This window comes from Shimazuella sp. NTD248 (genome assembly GCF_059510395.1).
In genome coordinates, this window is record NZ_JCAJZT010000004.1 from 234,058 (window position 1) to 251,221 (window position 17,164).

The window sequence follows — 17,164 nt, forward strand, 5'->3', positions numbered from 1 at the left end:
AGCAAAAAACATTAACATTTGTTATGATGATAGAGGAAAATATTCGGAAATAGGGGGAAAACCCATGTTAAAAGATCAAGATTCACAAGTTTTTGAAGCAATTCAGCTTGAATTAAAAAGACAACAAAACAATATTGAATTGATTGCTTCCGAAAATTTCGTAAGTCCCGAAGTCATGGAGGCACAAGGCTCTGTTCTTACTAATAAATATGCAGAAGGCTATCCTGGTAAAAGATACTATGGCGGCTGTGAGCATGTAGATATCGTAGAAGACTTAGCTCGTGACCGTGCAAAAGAACTTTTTGGCGCAGAACATGCCAATGTGCAGCCTCACTCAGGTGCACAAGCAAATATGGCTGTATACCACACTGTGTTGGAACCTGGTGACACGGTATTGGGGATGAATCTTGCTCATGGTGGGCACTTGACACATGGAAGTCCTGTTAACTTTTCTGGAATTTTATATAATTTTGTAGCTTATGGTGTCGATTCAGAAACACATCGCATCAACTATGAAGAAGTACGCCAATTGGCTTTAGAACATAAACCGAAGCTGTTAGTAGCTGGGGCAAGTGCATATCCTCGTGAATTTGATTTTGCGAAGTTAAAGGAAATCGCTGATGAGGCTGGAGCTTTGTTCATGGTCGATATGGCACATATCGCCGGCCTTGTGGCTACAGGTCAGCATCAAAGCCCAGTTCCTTATGCTGATTTTGTTACCACCACTACACATAAAACCCTTCGCGGTCCGCGTGGCGGTATGATCTTGTGCAAAGAAAAATATGCCAAGGCAATCGATAAATCCATTTTCCCTGGTATTCAAGGCGGTCCATTGATGCATGTGATCGCTGCAAAAGCGGTAGCATTTGGGGAAGCACTTAGCGAGTCTTTTCAAGCATATGGTGCACAAGTAGTAAAAAATGCAAAAGTACTCGGAGGTCAACTAGTGGAACATGGTTTGGAGCTTATTTCAGGCGGAACCGACAATCACTTATTGCTCATCGATGTTCGTAACCTTGGATTAACTGGGAAAGAAGCAGAGCATTTGCTCGATCAAGTTGGCATTACCACGAACAAAAATACTATCCCATTTGATCCGGAAAGTCCATTTGTCACAAGTGGAATTCGCATCGGAACTCCTGCTGTCACCAGCCGCGGCATGGATGAAGAGGCTATGGTGGAAATTGCAGCTATTATCGCGCTCACCTTGCAAAAACGAGATGATGCATCAACAGTAGAAGAAGCTAGTACACGTGTAGCGAAGTTGACAAGTAAATATCCTCTTTATGCGTAAGCATTTTGGGAATGGTATGCAGTTTGCTAAAAGGCATGAATTCGGTATGGAACCGAACTCATGCCTTTTTAAATCTAAACCAAAAGAAACATTTTTGTACTGAACTAGGGGTTTAGGGGAGCAGTGGAACAAGAAATCGGAATAAGCCTTATCGGATACACAAGGATTCATGAGATAAAAATCATGAATCCTTGTGTATCCATTTACGCAATAGCCCTTTCGCTACTTCCTCTGGTAATACAAAGGAATATCTACCTACGATATTAATATGTTCATAACCAAGAGGAGAGAGGCATTGAACGTCCGACTCTTTGAATTATTCTTTCATTAAGAGTCAATGCGGCCAACGGGTGTTCCAAACGACAATCGCATGATTCCACCTCTTTCTGTTGATTTACCTTATCGGACATCAAGAGCCTAAATATTTCACAATAATATCTGCTAATAAACATTAGCGGATATTTACTTGTTGGAAATCAGTTTTGAAACGTCTACATATCCTTAGCGTATAATTACGTTAAATTGGCGGTAAAATCGACGATCAGTACTTTGTTTAATTTTCGTTTTGAACAGTGCGCTGTCCATAAGCGCAAAGAAAGACGCGTACGCCATCAGTGATGATACGTTTGGTTTGTTCCTCTTCCAAAGCCCCTGTTTTTCTCGGTTGATTAAATACCAATAAAAACGTTAATGCAGCGAAGTGCTTTGTAGCCATTTCAGGATCGGGCACATAGAGCAATCCGGTTTGTCCAAACTCGGTAAACCTCCTGATAATCCCCTCTTCCATCGCGTTATCCAGCTTTTCTAAAAACGAGGCTGGTAGGTTGGCGGCTTCCATCATAGCCAGACGGATCAAAGCGGTGTAATCGGACGAACCGTTTGTAAAAGCTACGATTTGTTCGCAAAATAAGATGAGCGCCTGCTCCAGATCCTCGAATTCCCAGAGGTGGTCTGAAATCGCTTGCTTAATCATGTCCAGGACCGCCCAACTGGTTTCTTCCACAACGGCAAGCAGTAAGTTCTGTTTGTCGCCATAATAATCATAAACTGTCCGTTTGGAGACTCCCGCTTTAGCTGCGACCGCATCGACGCTGGAACGATCAAACCCATCCGAAAGAAACAGGTCTCGTGCCGCCGCAATAATTTTAGTTCGTTTGTCTAAAGAGCCTTTGCGAATTTTCTTGTTTTCCGTATTATCCATTCTTACGTTTCCTCCTTATGGGTACTATCAGAAATCGAAAAGAGTTCCACTTTACAAATTACACTGCACGGTGTAGTATGATTAATGTAACATATCCAATCAATGATCAAGAGGGTGTCGGGTAACACACCCCTGTTACCTGACACCCCATCAAGGAAGATTCTATCCATAAACACCAAGTTGTCTTTTGTTGATATTCTCATTGTCGGGGCCGGGCCCACAGGGCTTACACTTGCCTGTGATCTTGCCCGTTGAAACGTCAACCATCGCATTATTGAACGATGCACCTTATATAACGTAGCATCTCGCGCCAAAGGAATCCTGCCTCGCTCGCTTGAAGTCGTCGATGATTTGGAGGCTGTTCGCTACATTATTGACACAGGTGACGTGAATTTGCCTGTTCATTATTATACCGCAGATGGCAGGAGTGTAGACAAGCCGGCTATTACCGTTGCAGCCAGCGCCGAACTTGAGACACCCTATCGAGATCCGGTCTGGATTGCTCAATTTGATGTGCAAAAAGCATTGCGCGACCGATATGCAGTGCTTGGCGGTCAAGTTGAGTTGGGAGTGGAAGCCGAAGGGCTTGTTCAGGATTTGGATGGTGTAACGGTAACCGTGAATACACCACAAGGAGAAGAGCAAATTCGGGCTCGTTATGTAGTCGGTGCTGATGGGGGCAAAAGTAATATTCGCAAGTTATTCATTTGCCGCTGATTGGGGAAACACACGATCATGAGCGATGGTATCTTGGCGATGTGAGATTGGAAGGACTGGATCGTGATCATAACCATATCTGGACATCCGGAGGGTATGGTTGGGGTGACACCGTTGCCTGAAACCGACTTTTGGCAACTGCAGGCTACAATTCCGGCAGAAATCGAGAAACCAGAGAAACCATCGTTAGAAGTGTACCAAACTATGTTTGACCGACGGGCCGATGCCGGACGTGTTCGGCTCACGGATGCCTCCTGGCTGTTCATACGTACCATGAGGAGCGCCGCCCTGTGGCTCAAGCTGTGCTCGAGGACAGCACGAAGAAGATGGAAGTAGTTGATTTGAACAAGGTTAGCAGGCATGCAATCACGTTAAAAATGAACAGGAGCTGATCTTAGTGAGAACAACTTCAACATTACAGAATCGCATTTCCGCTAGTTCTTTCGATTCCGAAGGCCGGATTGCCCGAGAAGATTTGATTGCTTTTGTCGAACTTGCCAGTAAAGCTCCTTCAGGCTTTAACCTTCAGCCTTGGCACTTTCTTATCGTAGACGAAAAAGATAAGAAGGAAGCCTTGTGTACAGCCGCTCCTGGACAACAAAAAATTGCGGATGCTGCGGCATCTGTAATTGTGTTGGCGAATTTGCAGGCTGATGAGCGTGCTGAGCAAATGGTGAACGATCTCGTAACAAAGCAGTATCTTTCGGAAACGTACAAGGAAGGAGCGATCAATAATATTCGCTCCTATAATGTGAAATTTCCTGACAGGTATAAAGAGGAAGTAATCATTGCGGCTTCTTTTGCTGCATACGGCTTTCAACTCGCCGCATTTGAACACGGTTACGGGGCAGCTCCCATTGGCGGATTTAATCCGGCTGCAGTTTCCGAGGTGTTCGGCATCCCGGCTCACTTGAAGCCCATTTTAATTATCGCCGTCGGCCCTTCCCCAGTGGAGACGAAGCAGCGCAAGTTTCGCTTCTCAGTGGAAGAGGTATCATCTTTTAACACAATCTGACAGACTGGCTGCCCATCTGCAGGCCATTTACGGAATCATACAACAAAGCGGAGAAAGTAGTAAACCGCACATACTGAGGAGGAAACCAAATGAGTAACTATCAAAGTATTGTTGATCGTTTTGAGATTGAAGCACTGCGCAACGAATTCACTGATACGGTGATGATGCGCGACCCTGACCGCTTTGCGTCGCTGTTCACGGAGGACGGCGTGTGGCGAATTCCTGGAGTCGTCGAACTCACCGGTCGGGAGCAGATTCGCGCTGGGAGCAAACGGCTACAGAGTCAGTGGGACTTTTTCGTGCAAAATACGCACCAAGGATCGATCCAGATCGAGGGCGATACCGCAGTCGGCCGTACCTATATCTCAGAGCTCGTGCGCCTGCTCGACGGCAGGGGCGGGCTGAACTACGCCGTGTACCATGATCGCTACCAGCGTACAGAGGACGGCTGGAAGTTCGCCGAGCGCGTCTACGAGATCAGATACCTTGACACCACACCACTTTCGGGCTCAGCGAAGATCGACTCGCATGAGTAAGTGTTGATGTCCAAAAGGCCCCGTATTTAAAATACCCAGCATAAGTTTTATGCTGGTTGTTACACTTTTCTATGAGTTGATTTATCTTATTCTGTGCCTTAAACTTCATGGTAGAGCGTCCTCCTGATGGGCTTTTTGAGGCCATGACCTCGTGTGCAATCCCATCGTACCGAGGCGTTCGTTTTTGTTTATATGCCAAATTATTCGTTTTACAGTAATTCTAACGAAGAACATTAGTTCAATGCTTTTAAACAACTTTATTTCCGACCAGGCCCGCATCATAGGCCCAGAAAAAAGGGAAAAGCTTTGTTGTTCACTGCTCCCTTAACCCTCGTTCTTGTAACCTAGTTAAATGTAAATATATGATAATAAAAATAAATTCTATAATATTAAATATTACTATATATTCTTGATCTTGAATTTTCTTTGAAATTAACTATTTACTTATTAATTTCCATGCTGTATATCCTTTCGATAAAAGGTAAGAAATCAAAAGGATAACTGCGACGATTCCATCAGTTAGAAATACAGATTGAATATCAGATGTGATTTTGCTTATCAACAAAGGAACAGTAATAGCTACTGCTGCTTTATGAAAAATGACCAATTCCCAAATCCCAGCATAGCGCCGAGGGAAAAATGCTAAAAGTAGAAAAAGACCGGTAAATACAAGAAAACCATAAAGACGCCAGATTTCTACCACTTTTCTAATTGTTTCTGCTTCGGATGTAGTTGTTAAATTTAGAAAAAAAGATGCTAACGCACCGACTGCACATAATAAAAGCAATATCATAGATAACAGATCTCTCCACCTAGGTACATTTAACATTTCATTCCCTCTTTCATTAATCATTACTAATTATGGTTAATGATTAATAATAATATTTGTCATGCAGCTCTTGTGATTCCGAATAGGTTAATTTCACTCTCCTATATTGGATTGGAGCGACTGATCTTCGAACTTTCTTTCCTTCATTCTTATTGGATCTACCTTCAATGTCAAGTCAATTTGGAATAGAAGAACAGCAAGATTGTTGTTAAATTTGGAACTGTTAAAATTTGGGTCTGTTGCAATTGTAATAAAACAGGATGACATCTTTCATACAGCCAAACAATCGATTATTCTCATTTAGATGGAAATTTTCATGATTTTATTAAATAAACTACCAGATTAGCATACGCAGCTTTTGCATATCCCCGAAAAAGAGTACTTCTCGAAACAGATGGGTATATATGTAATTTCTAATATTAGAATCTCATATCAACAAAAATATACGCCAAGCCTATGAGTATGCTTCACGGCTTGGCGTTTTTTAAAACAATACCTGAGGCTTGACGGATAAAAGTATTAGTCTTCGATTGCCTGATAGACAGTGGTCCAAAAGTCGTGGATAACTCGCATTGAATCCGGTGTGGACATCCCAACATTGGTGAGCACGATTCCAGTGAGCTGTTTGTTCGGGTCGGCATACGCCGAAGTACCGGTTCCGCCGTCCCAGCCGAACTGGCCGATGGACGCGTAGTCGCCGCGGTAGGTTCGCACCGCCATCCCAAATCCCCAGCCGCCTTGCTGCCCTTGGCCGTACGACAAATGGACGTTGTTCCTGGCCATGGCGTTTCGGATGGCTTGCTGTTCGGGCGTGAGGTGGTCGGTGGTCATCAGCTGGACGGCAGGCCGGGACAGGATCTGTTTGGTCCCATGCATCCCCTGATTCAGCAGCATCCGGAAGTAGGCGTGGAAGTCGTCGACGGTGGAGACCAGCCCACCGCCGCCTGACTGAAACGCCAAAGGCTGGCTGTACTGTCCCCCTGCGGCCTCATCCCATACGATGAACTCACCAGTCTGTGGGTCGGGATTGTAGCTGATCGGCAGCCGGTCGATCTTGTCGGCAGGCACATGGAAGCCTGTGTCTTTCATCCCCAGTGGATCGAGAATGCGTTCGCGCAGAAACGTCCCAAACGGCTGACCCGTGACCCTGGCGACGAGCACGCCGAGTATATCGTTGCTGATCTGGTACTGCCAGCGCTCTCCCGGGTGGTGCATCAGTGGAAGCGAGCCAAGGCGGCGCATCCATTCGTCCGGATCAGGATATTCTGTCATTGTCTGGGGGAATATCCCCTGCTCAAAAACTGCGTTCATGATCGGAGTGCCCAGCGACGTCAAATCCGCTCCGAGCCCAAACGTGGAGGTCAACAGGTCCCGTACGGTGATCGGCCGTCGCGCTGGTACGGTGTCGTTCAGCGGGCTGTCAGCCCGTTTCAGAACCTGCCGGTTGGCGAGTTCGGGCAGCCAGAGATCTACTGGGTCATCCATCCGCAGCCTACACTCATCGAGCAAAATCATCGTCGCCGCCATCGTGATTGGTTTGGTCGTGGACGCTAACCGAAAGATCGTGTCCCGGCGCATCGGCGCGCCGCCATCATGGCGCATCGTTCCAAGTGATTCGACGTGTGTCTTGCCGTTCCGGCTGACTAGGGCGACAAGCCCAGGAATCTTCCCGGAATCGACATGTCGTGCCAGTACCTTATGCAGTCTGCGCAGCCCTGTTTCGGAGAAGCCTTTGTTGTTTTGTCCCATTATGAATCTCTCCTTTTTTTCCTATCTTCTGATGAATTTGGTATTCTCTCTTTACTTTTTTATGGTTTAGTGCTGTTGTTATTTTCTCCCGAGCTTTTTACGAATGTTTTCGCTCACTTGTTCTTTTCTTTTCCCAATCCAAGTTTGCCCTTGAAGCTCATGTAACAGATCATCGCAAAAACCACCGATATCCTGACCCACTACATCCAGCACATCCATTCCTTCTTGTGCGTTTGATTCAAAAAATTCTAGTACATCTTGCAGCATTTTAAACATGGTCATGGCAGAGTCGTGGTTGGATGCGGAATTCCATAAGAAATTCTCTATTTTATTCATCACGATCTGATAACCCTTTGGTAAAGCTTCGATCCGTTTTTTGTAAAGTTTATATTCCGCTTTTTCTTGTTTCCATCTTTTTAAAATCGGAAAAATATTAATTTCCATTCTGATTCTCCTTTTATTCATTCATTTTTGATGAGATAGAATCCCATTTACGCCAAAAAGTTTGGAGTTGATTTCATTCAGCAGTGTTCAGTGTATAGATTTCCGTGACGTTCCGATTTTCCAATGTTTCTACTCAGTATAACCAAGTACTTCTATATAGTTATACATAGTAGATGACGTGTCAATATCTGATTTATTTTTTTCTAGAAAGGGTTGCATGAAGTGACATTGTTATTTACCTTAACCGAGCTTTTTGTGAATGTTTTCGCTCCATTGTTTTTTTCTTTTTTCGGTCCAAGTCTGTACTTGAAGCTCCTGTAACAAGTCATCACAAAAGCCACCGACATCCTGCCCGACTACACCAAGCACATCTTTTCCCTCTTGTGCACTTGATTCAAAAAGTTCTAGTACATCTCGTAAGGCTTTAAATATGGCCATGGTAGAGTCCGTGTCGGATGCAAAAGTCAATAAGTAATTCTCCATCTCTTTTATCACAATCTGATAATCCGTTGGCAGATCATTAATCCGTTTTTTGTAAAGTTTATATTCCTCTTTCTCTTGTTTCCATTTCGCTCCAATAGCCAAATCTATTAAATTCATAAAAATATTTTTCTCCATCTTGATTCTCCTTTAATTTACTTAATTTTGATGAGATAAAAATCTCATTTAGGCCAAAAGACTTGAAGTGATTTCATCCCATAAGTTTCAGTGTGTAGAATTTCGTAACGGTTCAATTTTCAATGTGTCTTCTACTTTGTATCGCTAGGTACTTCTATATAGTAATACTTAGTAGACGACAGTGTCAATAGTCTAATTTATTTTTTTCTGGAAGGGTTGCAGCAGGTGATATCGTTATTTTCCTATTCTAAGCTTTTTGTATATGTTTTGGTTCAGTTGTTCTTTTATATGATCCTCCCATGTTTCAGTCTGAACGTCTTTCAAAAGATTATCCCAAAAACCGCTGATATCCTCTCCAACTACATCAAGTACATTCTTTCCTGCTTGTGCACTTGATGCAAATAGTTTCACTACATCCGTCAAGATCTTTATTATGCCCATGCCATCGCCAGCACTAGACCCAATATTCCATAAATAGCGTTCCGTCTCTTCCATCACAATCTGATAATTCCTTGGTAGAGCCTTCGTCCGTCTTTTATAATCTTTATACTCGGCTTTACCTTGCTTCCATTTCGTTAAAGTTTGAAAAATATTATTTTCCATTTTGATTCTCCTTTAATTCATTTATTTTTGATGTGATAAAATCCCATTTACGCCAAAAGGTTTGGTATTGATTTTGTTTTGTCTTCTATTTTGTATCACTTAGTACTTCTATATAATAATACTAAGTAGATGACAGTGTCAATAGTTTGATTTATTTTTTTGAAATGGGTTGAAGGGAGTCGATGACGCTCTCATTCAGCCTTATAGAGAAGTGGGGAAATGATGATGAAAGCTGCTAGCCATACTCATCCTAGTCAACTAGCTGTGTTTATATGTTTGATAGTCTAACAATTGGAATTTTTAAAGTTTGTGTGGGTCGTAGTCAACATTTGAAATAGAAAGAGACGAGATGATAATGGGAACAATTATCCCCATCATGTTTTCGCTTCTTGGCTTTCATCATACTGGTAATTTTTTTGATTTCAAAAGAAGGGAAAGATGAAAGAATCCCAATTGATGGGTTTGGTACTTGTTTGTATTGGCATGGGGTGGATTGGCACTTGAAGTAACAGGGTGGAAAACTGTTTATACACAATTGAGAGTTTGTATTACACTCTAATGTCTCTTACTATCATTTTGGGATTGAGTTAATGGGTATATCTATGTAAGAAATTGTTAAGGGGAAAGCAGTATAAACTATAACATGCTGATTTCCGATTTGCATTTTGTTCAATTCATCAGAATAATTGTTTTAAAGGAAAGAAGTCAAGGATACTAAGATGTGATCCTTGACTTTTGTTTATTTATCTTCGGGTATAGCGAAAATGTCGAAATTCTTTCCGATAATTAACGTGGTACCAACAGCCATATCTACGATCCTAGTGTCTATTAAATCTATTGTAATTTGTTGTCCATCTAGTGTCTCTAAAGTGATGACTGTAAGATCAGAATCCTTCTTTTCTTTTAATTGGTTTCGTTCGTCGAAATAATACTCTTCCCTTGATTCTAGTGGATTTAAATTGTATTTAAATTGGTCGTAAAACCTATAGATACTTGTTTTACGTATTACCTTAATGAATTTACTTACTTTATTTTTATCGCCTTCCACCATCAGTTTTAACGACATTAAGAATCCCACCATTTCCTTAATATTTTTCCTTTTCGTAATTTAAGTTTATCTACTATCGAAAATTCGATCAACATTAATATTATCTGGTTAAATTGTTGTATTTGATGATTTATAAATATGATTAATGCGAATTACCAAATATTTATGATAATATAGATACAGAATTATCATAAAAGAGGTGATGTTAATGCGCAAAGATATAATTGGGCCAATTCTTCGAAATGAAAGGAAGAAACAAGGAAAAACAATACAAGGTATTTCTACAGAATTAGGTATTAGTCCCTCTACAATTTCTAGTATGGACAGAGGTTTATCAAACGTCTCGGATGAGATGTATAAAGAATATGCCAAGTCGTTGGGAAGGGCAGAGGATTTATTAGGACTAGTGAGCGAAGCCACTAAGAGGAAAAATGAAAAGATGAAAGAGCTATTGCATATAGAAGATGTTTTAACAGGCAATCCAAAGTCTATCATTAAACAGATAAATCAAATTGAAGAGGTAAATGTATTCCCTGAACTGAAAGTTTTTTCAACCTTTTTAAAGGGACGAACATATTTTGAGCTTCGGCAATGGGATAAGTCACGAGAATGTCTGTTAAAGACAATAGAAGGGCTTTATGACTGCCCTAGTTTAGAACGGTCTAATCAACATACAATATGTCTGAATGATTTAGGTCGAATTTATTTCTATGATGGTGAGTATGATAAAGCTTTAGAAAATACGGAGCAAGCTATACAGTTATTTGACGAGACTGGGGAACGATCTTATATTAAACCTCTACTCTATTTGAACAAAGTGATCTATCTTGAGAAGCTTGGTAGAGAGGAAGAAGCATGTCTAGTACTAGAGTATTTACATACTCAAATAGAAAGTTTTAAAACTAATTCGTACCTAGTAATTCAGATTTATGAACGGTATGCGAATTTATTAACTAAACTGGGGACGCCAATTAAAGCTCTTGAGTATGCAAAACAAGGCTTGCAAATTGCTTGGGATAACCGACAGTATCGTCGATTGTTTTCTTTATGGGTAATCATCGGTAATATTTATTCTATAATGGATAACTTTAAAGAAGCCGAAACAAGATACCGTAAAGCGTTAAATTTGACTAGTCATATAGCGGATAATCCGAATTTAATTGGCAAGACTCATCTAGAGTATGCATTAATACTAAATAAATTAGGATCTACGTATGAATCTGAAAAACAACTACTTAATGCGTTAGAATATGTTAAAGAAGTGAAAGATGCTAATGTGCAATTAAGCATCTACCTAGAGCTTGGGCATCTACAGTTAGCACGAAATAAAAAAGAGCAAGCAAAAGAAACCTTCAAGAATGCAGAAATTATATTATCAACAGAAGAAAACAATGCTTTTTCGGTTGATATCTACTTAAATATATGCGATTTTTATGAGAGAATTGGAGAGGTACAAAAATATAAATTTTATAAAGACTTGATCCACGAAAAGTTAAGGAGGGGTTTACGATGATAAAGCTAATTGGTGGTGGAACCGACGGAGATCCGATGGGGCAAGCTGAATTGAGCACCTAAAAGGGTGCTTTTTTTATGATAATTATAGGGAGGAACTATTATAGAAAATCATCATGTTATGTTTTTTTACAAAAAAACGAAACTAAATGTTATAAAATATCTAAAAAATATTAATATTTACAATATTTATGTTGTCAAATAAAATATCGTTAACAAAGGAAATCCTTAAAGGTGTGATGTTGATCTTGGATAAATACCAAGTAAAACAGTATTTTACCATCAGGGAAGAACAGGACAAAATACAGATTGGGCATATGCCACCACGGGGACTCATCATCGATGAACCTCCGACATATTTAAAGAAAGTTCTCCTTTTCCTTTCTAAGCCAAGAAGCAAACAACAAATTGATGTATTTTTACAACATGATGTACACCTATCTAGTCAAGAATCAAATCTACTGTTTTCCGACCTAATAGAAAATAACATAATTTCAAGTCATATAATTGATTTAAACAACCGTTTTTCTAGGCATGAACTTTATTATGAATATGTAGGAAGTAAAGAAGTAAGCCCACAACAAATCTTATCAAAGAAAAAAGTTGGTCTTATTGGTGTTGGCGGGATTGGTACAAATGTAGCTATGAATCTCGCCGGTGCAGGAATTGGGAAATTAGTATTATTAGATGCAGACAGAATAGAGGAATCTAACTTAACTAGACAATTCTTATTTACTGAGACATCCATAGGTGATTTAAAAGTAACTTCTGCTTCTAAGAAAATCAAAGAACTAAATTCATCTACGGAAATACTTCCAGTATCAGAGCATATAACCGATGAGAATCATAAAGATATCTTTTCTAGGTTATTCTCTGACTGCGATTTTGTAGTACTCTCTGCGGATTCCCCGGCTCGAATACACACATGGGTGAATGAGGCATCCATACGGTACAATTTCGCACATAGTAACGCTGGGTATATTGAAACAATGGGTATAATAGGGCCGCTTGTAATACCAAGGGAAACGGCTTGTTATGAGTGTTACAAGTATGTAGGCGATAATTATGTAGAAGATGTGGATAAAATGAACGAAAATCTAAACCACGGTTATCAAACACCTAGTTATGGTCCGCTTAATTCGCTAGTTTCCTCTATGCAAGCTAATGAGATCATACGGTATTTTTTAGGATTAGAAGTTAGAACAAAGGGCAAACGCCTTGTTATCGATTCACAAAACTACGAGAGTTTAGAAGAATCATTTAAACAAAAAGCGGATTGCCCTTTATGTTCGGTACCTCCTGTAAAGGAGGTGATATAGATGTTAAATGTGCGTAAAGTAACTACTGTCAAAGCTTCTAATTCTGGAACAAAAAACTAAGTTTACTTGTTGGAAGCATTTACCTATAATTTTAGGGAGGGGCCTTATCTCTCCCTTTTTTTAAACTTTCTTAAAAGGATGATATCATATGCGGCAAATTATTGGAATGGGTGGTGGCGGGTTTTCCATGGAAGAAGATAACCCCCTTTTAGACGAATACATACTTGCACAAAGTAAAAACGATACACCACGTGTATGCTTTGTACCAACAGCAAGTGGAGACGCCGAGGGTTATGTAGAAAAGTTCTATAGATGTATGGAAAAGCTAGGGTGTAAAACATCGCACCTACCCTTATTTCGTGGGGCACCGGTTAATTTGAAGGAATTTGTAAATGAGCAGGATATTTTTTATGTTGGTGGAGGTAATACAAGAAATTTACTAGTACTATGGAAAGAGTGGGGACTAGACCGCCTAATACGGAAAGCATATGAAAACGGTGCCATTCTCACGGGGCTAAGTGCTGGTAGTATTTGTTGGTTTGAGCAAGGATTAACTGATAGTATACCCAGCAAATTATCCGCACTAAACTGTTTAGGTATCCTAAAGGGTAGCAACTGTCCACACTACGACAGCGAAACCAGCAGACGCCCGCGCTATCATGAATTAGTTAGAAAAGGAGGAATCATGCCCGGATACGCTGCAGACGATGGTGCAGCTCTTCATTTTATAGATGAGAAATTATTTCGTATTGTAAGCTCTAGACCAAACGCCAAAGCTTACCATGTAGAAAAAGAGAGTAACAAAGTTGTAGAAACAGAAATAAAACCACACTACCTAAAACTCGAGAAAGTAAACAAAGAACAATAGGAACTCTTTACTCCTAAGGTTTTTTGTTAATTTTTCACTAACGATTGACAGGATGTGTTCCCATGATAATGCTAGATGAAATTAAGCAAGCGATTCATTCCTATTCCGTCCAATTTCCAAGTGATAACACAGCATCACTACAACCGCTATGTGAATCCTTAAGTCCATACATAACCTCACGTACAAACTTACCTGGACATGTTACTACTAGTGCTGTGATTGTTGATCAAAATAATAGGGTGCTGCACATCAAACATAAGATTTTAAAGAAGTGGCTCCTGCCTGGAGGGCATTGTGAGGATACAGATCATTCGCTGATCGATGCTAGTTTACGAGAAGCTGTGGAGGAAACTGGCATTCCTTTGAATTGTCTCAACCGAATAAACGAAGGAAACGTACCAATTGATATCGATCTACATGAGATACCACCTAATCCTCAAAAGAATGAACCTCGTCATTGGCACGCTGATTTCCGCTTTGTATTTCGTTTGGATTCTTCTCAAAGTATTATTTTACAGGAAGATGAAGTTACTGATTATGCATGGTTATCATGTGAGGAAATGCCTATGCGTCGATTGGCAAACAAATTAAACGAATTGTAGACAAAATGCTTTTGTTTTGAAAAATGGGACACTTACGAAATATTTTAGAAACATCTCTCTGTAACGTACCAGAATAAGTAAAGATGTAGAAGAAGTCTTGGAAAGTTGTCTTTCGCCTGCCAGCTCATCTAAAACATGAAATCTAGGTGACTCACAGCGATTCTTATACGCTCTTCGATTGATATTAATCAGATCTGGTGGATGATATTTCACCTTAGCCACTTTGGTTAAAATACGAATTTTAAATGGGATGTGTTTCTTTAGGATTTCTTATATGCAAGGTGTGAAAACATAAAAATGTATATCCTCATTTCCATTGACATTTAAGAATGATGTCACTTCAAACGATTCTTTATCCAAACCGGATGTTAAAAATTCGAGGACACCTCCTGATTTTTGTCTAACCTCATGACGATTCCAATGTTCTGCAAAATATGGACTTGCTTGCATTAAATTATCCAAAAAATGAGGAACCCAAGGATCTCCAGCGTATCGATCACAAAGTCCTCTAAACAAAGCAACAGCATAGGGTGAGCGCTCTTCCCAATTGGCAATTCGATCCCGCAACGATTTGTTCGTAAACCACTGCCAGATCATGTTTCTTTCCGATTCAAGTAAGGTGGAGAAATCAACAAAATAGTTGCAAGCGGCTGTATTCCATATAAGTACATCTGCCCGATCGTTCATTACCATAGCTGGATATGTGAGATCATCGATTATTTTTTTCAAGCCAGAGGAAATTGTTTGACTTCTTTTCGTGATAGAAGGATCGACCGGTAATTGTGCCAATTTCATCATATGAATATATTCATCAGGGTTTAACCGAAGAGCCTTGCCAATACAGTCAAGAATTTGTTTAGAAACATGGATATCTCTACCTTGCTCAAGCCATGTATACCATGTTGTGCTGACTCCCGCCAACTGCGCGACCTCTTCCCGCCTTAATCCTGGTACCCGTCGTCGATTGTAACCAGGCGGCAGTTCTACTCTATCTGGAGTAAGCTTTGCGCGGCATGATTTTATAAAATTTCCCAGAGCTTTTAATCGATGCTCATTTTCATTCATTTTTGAAGTATCCACCCTTCAATAATTATCCTGTTACTATTAACACCATGTACCACAGTAATCCTAGTGGCATAATAATTTTACGTATTAGTTCATTAGCGAAAGGAGCAATTTGATGTTACCCAATATAATTCTGAGTTTTTTGGCCGGTGTGTTTGGCGCTAATGCTATTCCTCATTTTGTAAAAGGAATTACAAAGGAATCTTATCCTTGTGTCTTTGGAAACTCATCTGTACCTAATCTCGTAGCTGGTTGGGCCGGCTTAATCGTTACAGTGTTGCTTGTTTACCTTGCAGATGTTAAACAATATTTTTTTGCCTCGTTGATCCCAGGTTCGCTTGGAGTTCTTCTAATCGGTCTTTTTCATGCTAAAATCGGAGCATTTGGGAAAAAGTCTTGAACTGTTGCTTCTTGAATTCCTTCCATATATCGTATCATGACAAAATAAATAATAGCTATTCCATTGAACTTTGCTGCCCGTTAACGTAATTCCCTCAGATAAAATTAATAAGGATGAACCGCGCGATTGGCATGCCGATTTCAGCTTTGTATTTCGTTTGGATTCTTCTCAAAGTATTATTTTACAGGAAGAAGAAGTTACCGATTATACATGGTTGTCTTTAAAGGAAATGCCTATACGTCGATTGGCAAATAAATTAAACGAAGATGAACCTATAATGAAGTAGAACAAAAAAGGACATCTATTATCGATGTCCCTTTTGTTGTTGAGCGTATGAGTATGTTTTCACTGCCCATAGTTTTCCATTACATGAAGCCTGCCAGTATGTAAAAGCTTTACTTGAAGCGTATCGGGTTCATTTGGTACACTTTGCACCGATCCATCAACGATTTGCAAAGAAGATTGGCCCGTATCTATTTGCATGGGAACTAGTTCGTATACAGGAATGACGGTATTGTTTTGGCAAGGGGCAACAATATAAAAATCGCGAAAGGTGTCTATAATTATACCTTCCATCTTTCCGTTTTGATAGAGTACATTATGATACTCCGCTTCTTTCAAAGCTAGTTTGCTCTCAGTTTCCCCTAGGAAATTGGCAAGTTGATTCATAGAAAGGATTACGATCACAACAATTAATACAATAAGAGTGATAAGGACAATTCGTTGTTTTGAATTTGTTGTCTTTTCCATTTTTAGATGAAGCATTTTTCTTCCAATACGGATTATTCCTATATAAGCGAAATATAAAATTACGAGGATAATGATTCCTGCTAGAACAATTAGCAATGCTCGTCCGATTAATTCAGGCTGCATCATTTTCTCGATTGTGATCTCAATATAGATATCGGGAGCACGATACCAGTCTAGGATGGACCGATAGTGATAGTAGGTAACAAGATACCAAAAAACAATAAATATTCCCATGACTAACTCAGCTGCAATTACGTTTTGGATAATATGTTTCCAATTCCATGATCTTTTGTCTACTGATGATGCGATTTCATTCTCGTTTTGCATATAATTTATCTGAAGTCCTCTCTTTATTAGATAGTTTAGATAGTTTAGTATTTTAACAGTATTGCATAAGAAGAAATGTATGTATACATGTTTATTTATTGGGAATGAACTTATTTTAATAGAGAAGTAATGATACAAATTATACCAATTATAAGTAGAAAGAAGGTTCCGCCACTCGGAACCTTCTTTGAATTTGATTCATTTATCACATGGTGTACAAAACCCCAAAAGGGTAAATTTCTCTACTTCCTCAGTAATAACAGATGA

The 17,164-nt window shown here is 39.9% G+C and carries 18 protein-coding genes; 9 read left to right on the forward strand and 9 right to left on the reverse strand.

Annotated elements, in window-relative coordinates; genetic code table 11:
• The first annotated feature begins 64 nt into the window (after window positions 1–64).
• Complete coding sequence (glyA, locus tag AC5WOE_RS10800) at window positions 65–1,294, forward strand: serine hydroxymethyltransferase (protein WP_496052574.1); 1,230 nt, start codon at window positions 65–67, stop codon at window positions 1,292–1,294.
• Window positions 1,295–1,847: 553 nt separating this feature from the next.
• Here glyA and AC5WOE_RS10805 read toward each other — a convergent pair.
• Window positions 1,848–2,495 carry a TetR/AcrR family transcriptional regulator gene (locus AC5WOE_RS10805; RefSeq protein WP_496052575.1) on the reverse strand — a complete coding sequence of 216 codons (648 nt, stop codon included), beginning with the start codon at window positions 2,493–2,495 and terminating at the stop codon, window positions 1,848–1,850.
• A 318-nt stretch (window positions 2,496–2,813) separates the two neighbouring features.
• Between AC5WOE_RS10805 and AC5WOE_RS10810 the strand changes: the two genes are divergently transcribed.
• The 3 genes from AC5WOE_RS10810 (at window position 2,814) to AC5WOE_RS10820 (ending at window position 4,763) form a co-directional block, all read left to right on the forward strand.
• A complete protein-coding gene (locus tag AC5WOE_RS10810; protein WP_496052675.1) occupies window positions 2,814–3,212 on the forward strand; it encodes an FAD-dependent monooxygenase in 399 nt (132 codons plus the stop codon).
• 397 nt (window positions 3,213–3,609) lie between these two features.
• The gene (locus AC5WOE_RS10815) at window positions 3,610–4,227 is read left to right on the forward strand and encodes a nitroreductase family protein (RefSeq protein ID WP_496052576.1); all 618 of its coding nucleotides are present in this window, start codon (window positions 3,610–3,612) and stop codon (window positions 4,225–4,227) included.
• 89 nt (window positions 4,228–4,316) lie between these two features.
• A complete protein-coding gene (locus AC5WOE_RS10820) occupies window positions 4,317–4,763 on the forward strand; it encodes a nuclear transport factor 2 family protein (RefSeq protein ID WP_496050202.1) in 447 nt (148 codons plus the stop codon).
• Between the two features lie 436 nt (window positions 4,764–5,199).
• On the opposite strand, the gene AC5WOE_RS10825 is transcribed toward AC5WOE_RS10820, so the two are convergent.
• The 6 genes from AC5WOE_RS10825 to AC5WOE_RS10850 form a co-directional block, all read right to left on the reverse strand.
• Complete coding sequence (locus tag AC5WOE_RS10825; protein WP_496052577.1) at window positions 5,200–5,592, reverse strand: hypothetical protein; 393 nt, start codon at window positions 5,590–5,592, stop codon at window positions 5,200–5,202.
• A gap of 519 nt (window positions 5,593–6,111) precedes the next feature.
• Complete coding sequence (locus AC5WOE_RS10830; RefSeq protein WP_496052578.1) at window positions 6,112–7,341, reverse strand: serine hydrolase domain-containing protein; 1,230 nt, start codon at window positions 7,339–7,341, stop codon at window positions 6,112–6,114.
• A gap of 78 nt (window positions 7,342–7,419) precedes the next feature.
• Entirely contained in the window at window positions 7,420–7,785 is a 366-nt protein-coding gene (locus tag AC5WOE_RS10835; RefSeq protein WP_496050205.1) for a DUF1048 domain-containing protein, read from the reverse strand.
• A gap of 240 nt (window positions 7,786–8,025) precedes the next feature.
• The gene (locus AC5WOE_RS10840) at window positions 8,026–8,403 is read right to left on the reverse strand and encodes a DUF1048 domain-containing protein (RefSeq protein ID WP_496052579.1); all 378 of its coding nucleotides are present in this window, start codon (window positions 8,401–8,403) and stop codon (window positions 8,026–8,028) included.
• A gap of 234 nt (window positions 8,404–8,637) precedes the next feature.
• The gene (locus AC5WOE_RS10845) at window positions 8,638–9,006 is read right to left on the reverse strand and encodes a DUF1048 domain-containing protein (protein WP_496052580.1); all 369 of its coding nucleotides are present in this window, start codon (window positions 9,004–9,006) and stop codon (window positions 8,638–8,640) included.
• A gap of 739 nt (window positions 9,007–9,745) precedes the next feature.
• Window positions 9,746–10,072, reverse strand: coding sequence for a hypothetical protein (locus AC5WOE_RS10850; protein WP_496052581.1), 327 nt, complete (start codon window positions 10,070–10,072; stop codon window positions 9,746–9,748).
• Between the two features lie 190 nt (window positions 10,073–10,262).
• Here AC5WOE_RS10850 and AC5WOE_RS10855 point away from each other — a divergent pair, with 190 nt between their 5' ends.
• The 4 genes from AC5WOE_RS10855 (at window position 10,263) to AC5WOE_RS10870 (ending at window position 14,355) form a co-directional block, all read left to right on the forward strand.
• The gene (locus tag AC5WOE_RS10855) at window positions 10,263–11,567 is read left to right on the forward strand and encodes a helix-turn-helix domain-containing protein (RefSeq protein ID WP_496052582.1); all 1,305 of its coding nucleotides are present in this window, start codon (window positions 10,263–10,265) and stop codon (window positions 11,565–11,567) included.
• A 247-nt stretch (window positions 11,568–11,814) separates the two neighbouring features.
• A complete protein-coding gene (locus AC5WOE_RS10860) occupies window positions 11,815–12,885 on the forward strand; it encodes a HesA/MoeB/ThiF family protein (RefSeq protein WP_496052583.1) in 1,071 nt (356 codons plus the stop codon).
• Between the two features lie 148 nt (window positions 12,886–13,033).
• Entirely contained in the window at window positions 13,034–13,753 is a 720-nt protein-coding gene (locus tag AC5WOE_RS10865) for a Type 1 glutamine amidotransferase-like domain-containing protein (protein ID WP_496052584.1), read from the forward strand.
• A gap of 62 nt (window positions 13,754–13,815) precedes the next feature.
• Entirely contained in the window at window positions 13,816–14,355 is a 540-nt protein-coding gene (locus tag AC5WOE_RS10870; RefSeq protein WP_496050213.1) for an NUDIX hydrolase, read from the forward strand.
• Between the two features lie 270 nt (window positions 14,356–14,625).
• Here AC5WOE_RS10870 and AC5WOE_RS10875 read toward each other — a convergent pair whose 3' ends face one another.
• Complete coding sequence (locus AC5WOE_RS10875; RefSeq protein ID WP_496052585.1) at window positions 14,626–15,420, reverse strand: helix-turn-helix transcriptional regulator; 795 nt, start codon at window positions 15,418–15,420, stop codon at window positions 14,626–14,628.
• A gap of 115 nt (window positions 15,421–15,535) precedes the next feature.
• Here AC5WOE_RS10875 and AC5WOE_RS10880 point away from each other — a divergent pair, with 115 nt between their 5' ends.
• The gene (locus AC5WOE_RS10880; protein ID WP_496050215.1) at window positions 15,536–15,820 is read left to right on the forward strand and encodes a hypothetical protein; all 285 of its coding nucleotides are present in this window, start codon (window positions 15,536–15,538) and stop codon (window positions 15,818–15,820) included.
• 345 nt (window positions 15,821–16,165) lie between these two features.
• On the opposite strand, the gene AC5WOE_RS10885 is transcribed toward AC5WOE_RS10880, so the two are convergent.
• On the reverse strand, window positions 16,166–16,897 hold the full coding sequence (locus AC5WOE_RS10885; protein ID WP_496050216.1) for a hypothetical protein: 732 nt from the start codon (window positions 16,895–16,897) through the stop codon (window positions 16,166–16,168).
• Window positions 16,898–17,164 lie beyond the last annotated feature (267 nt).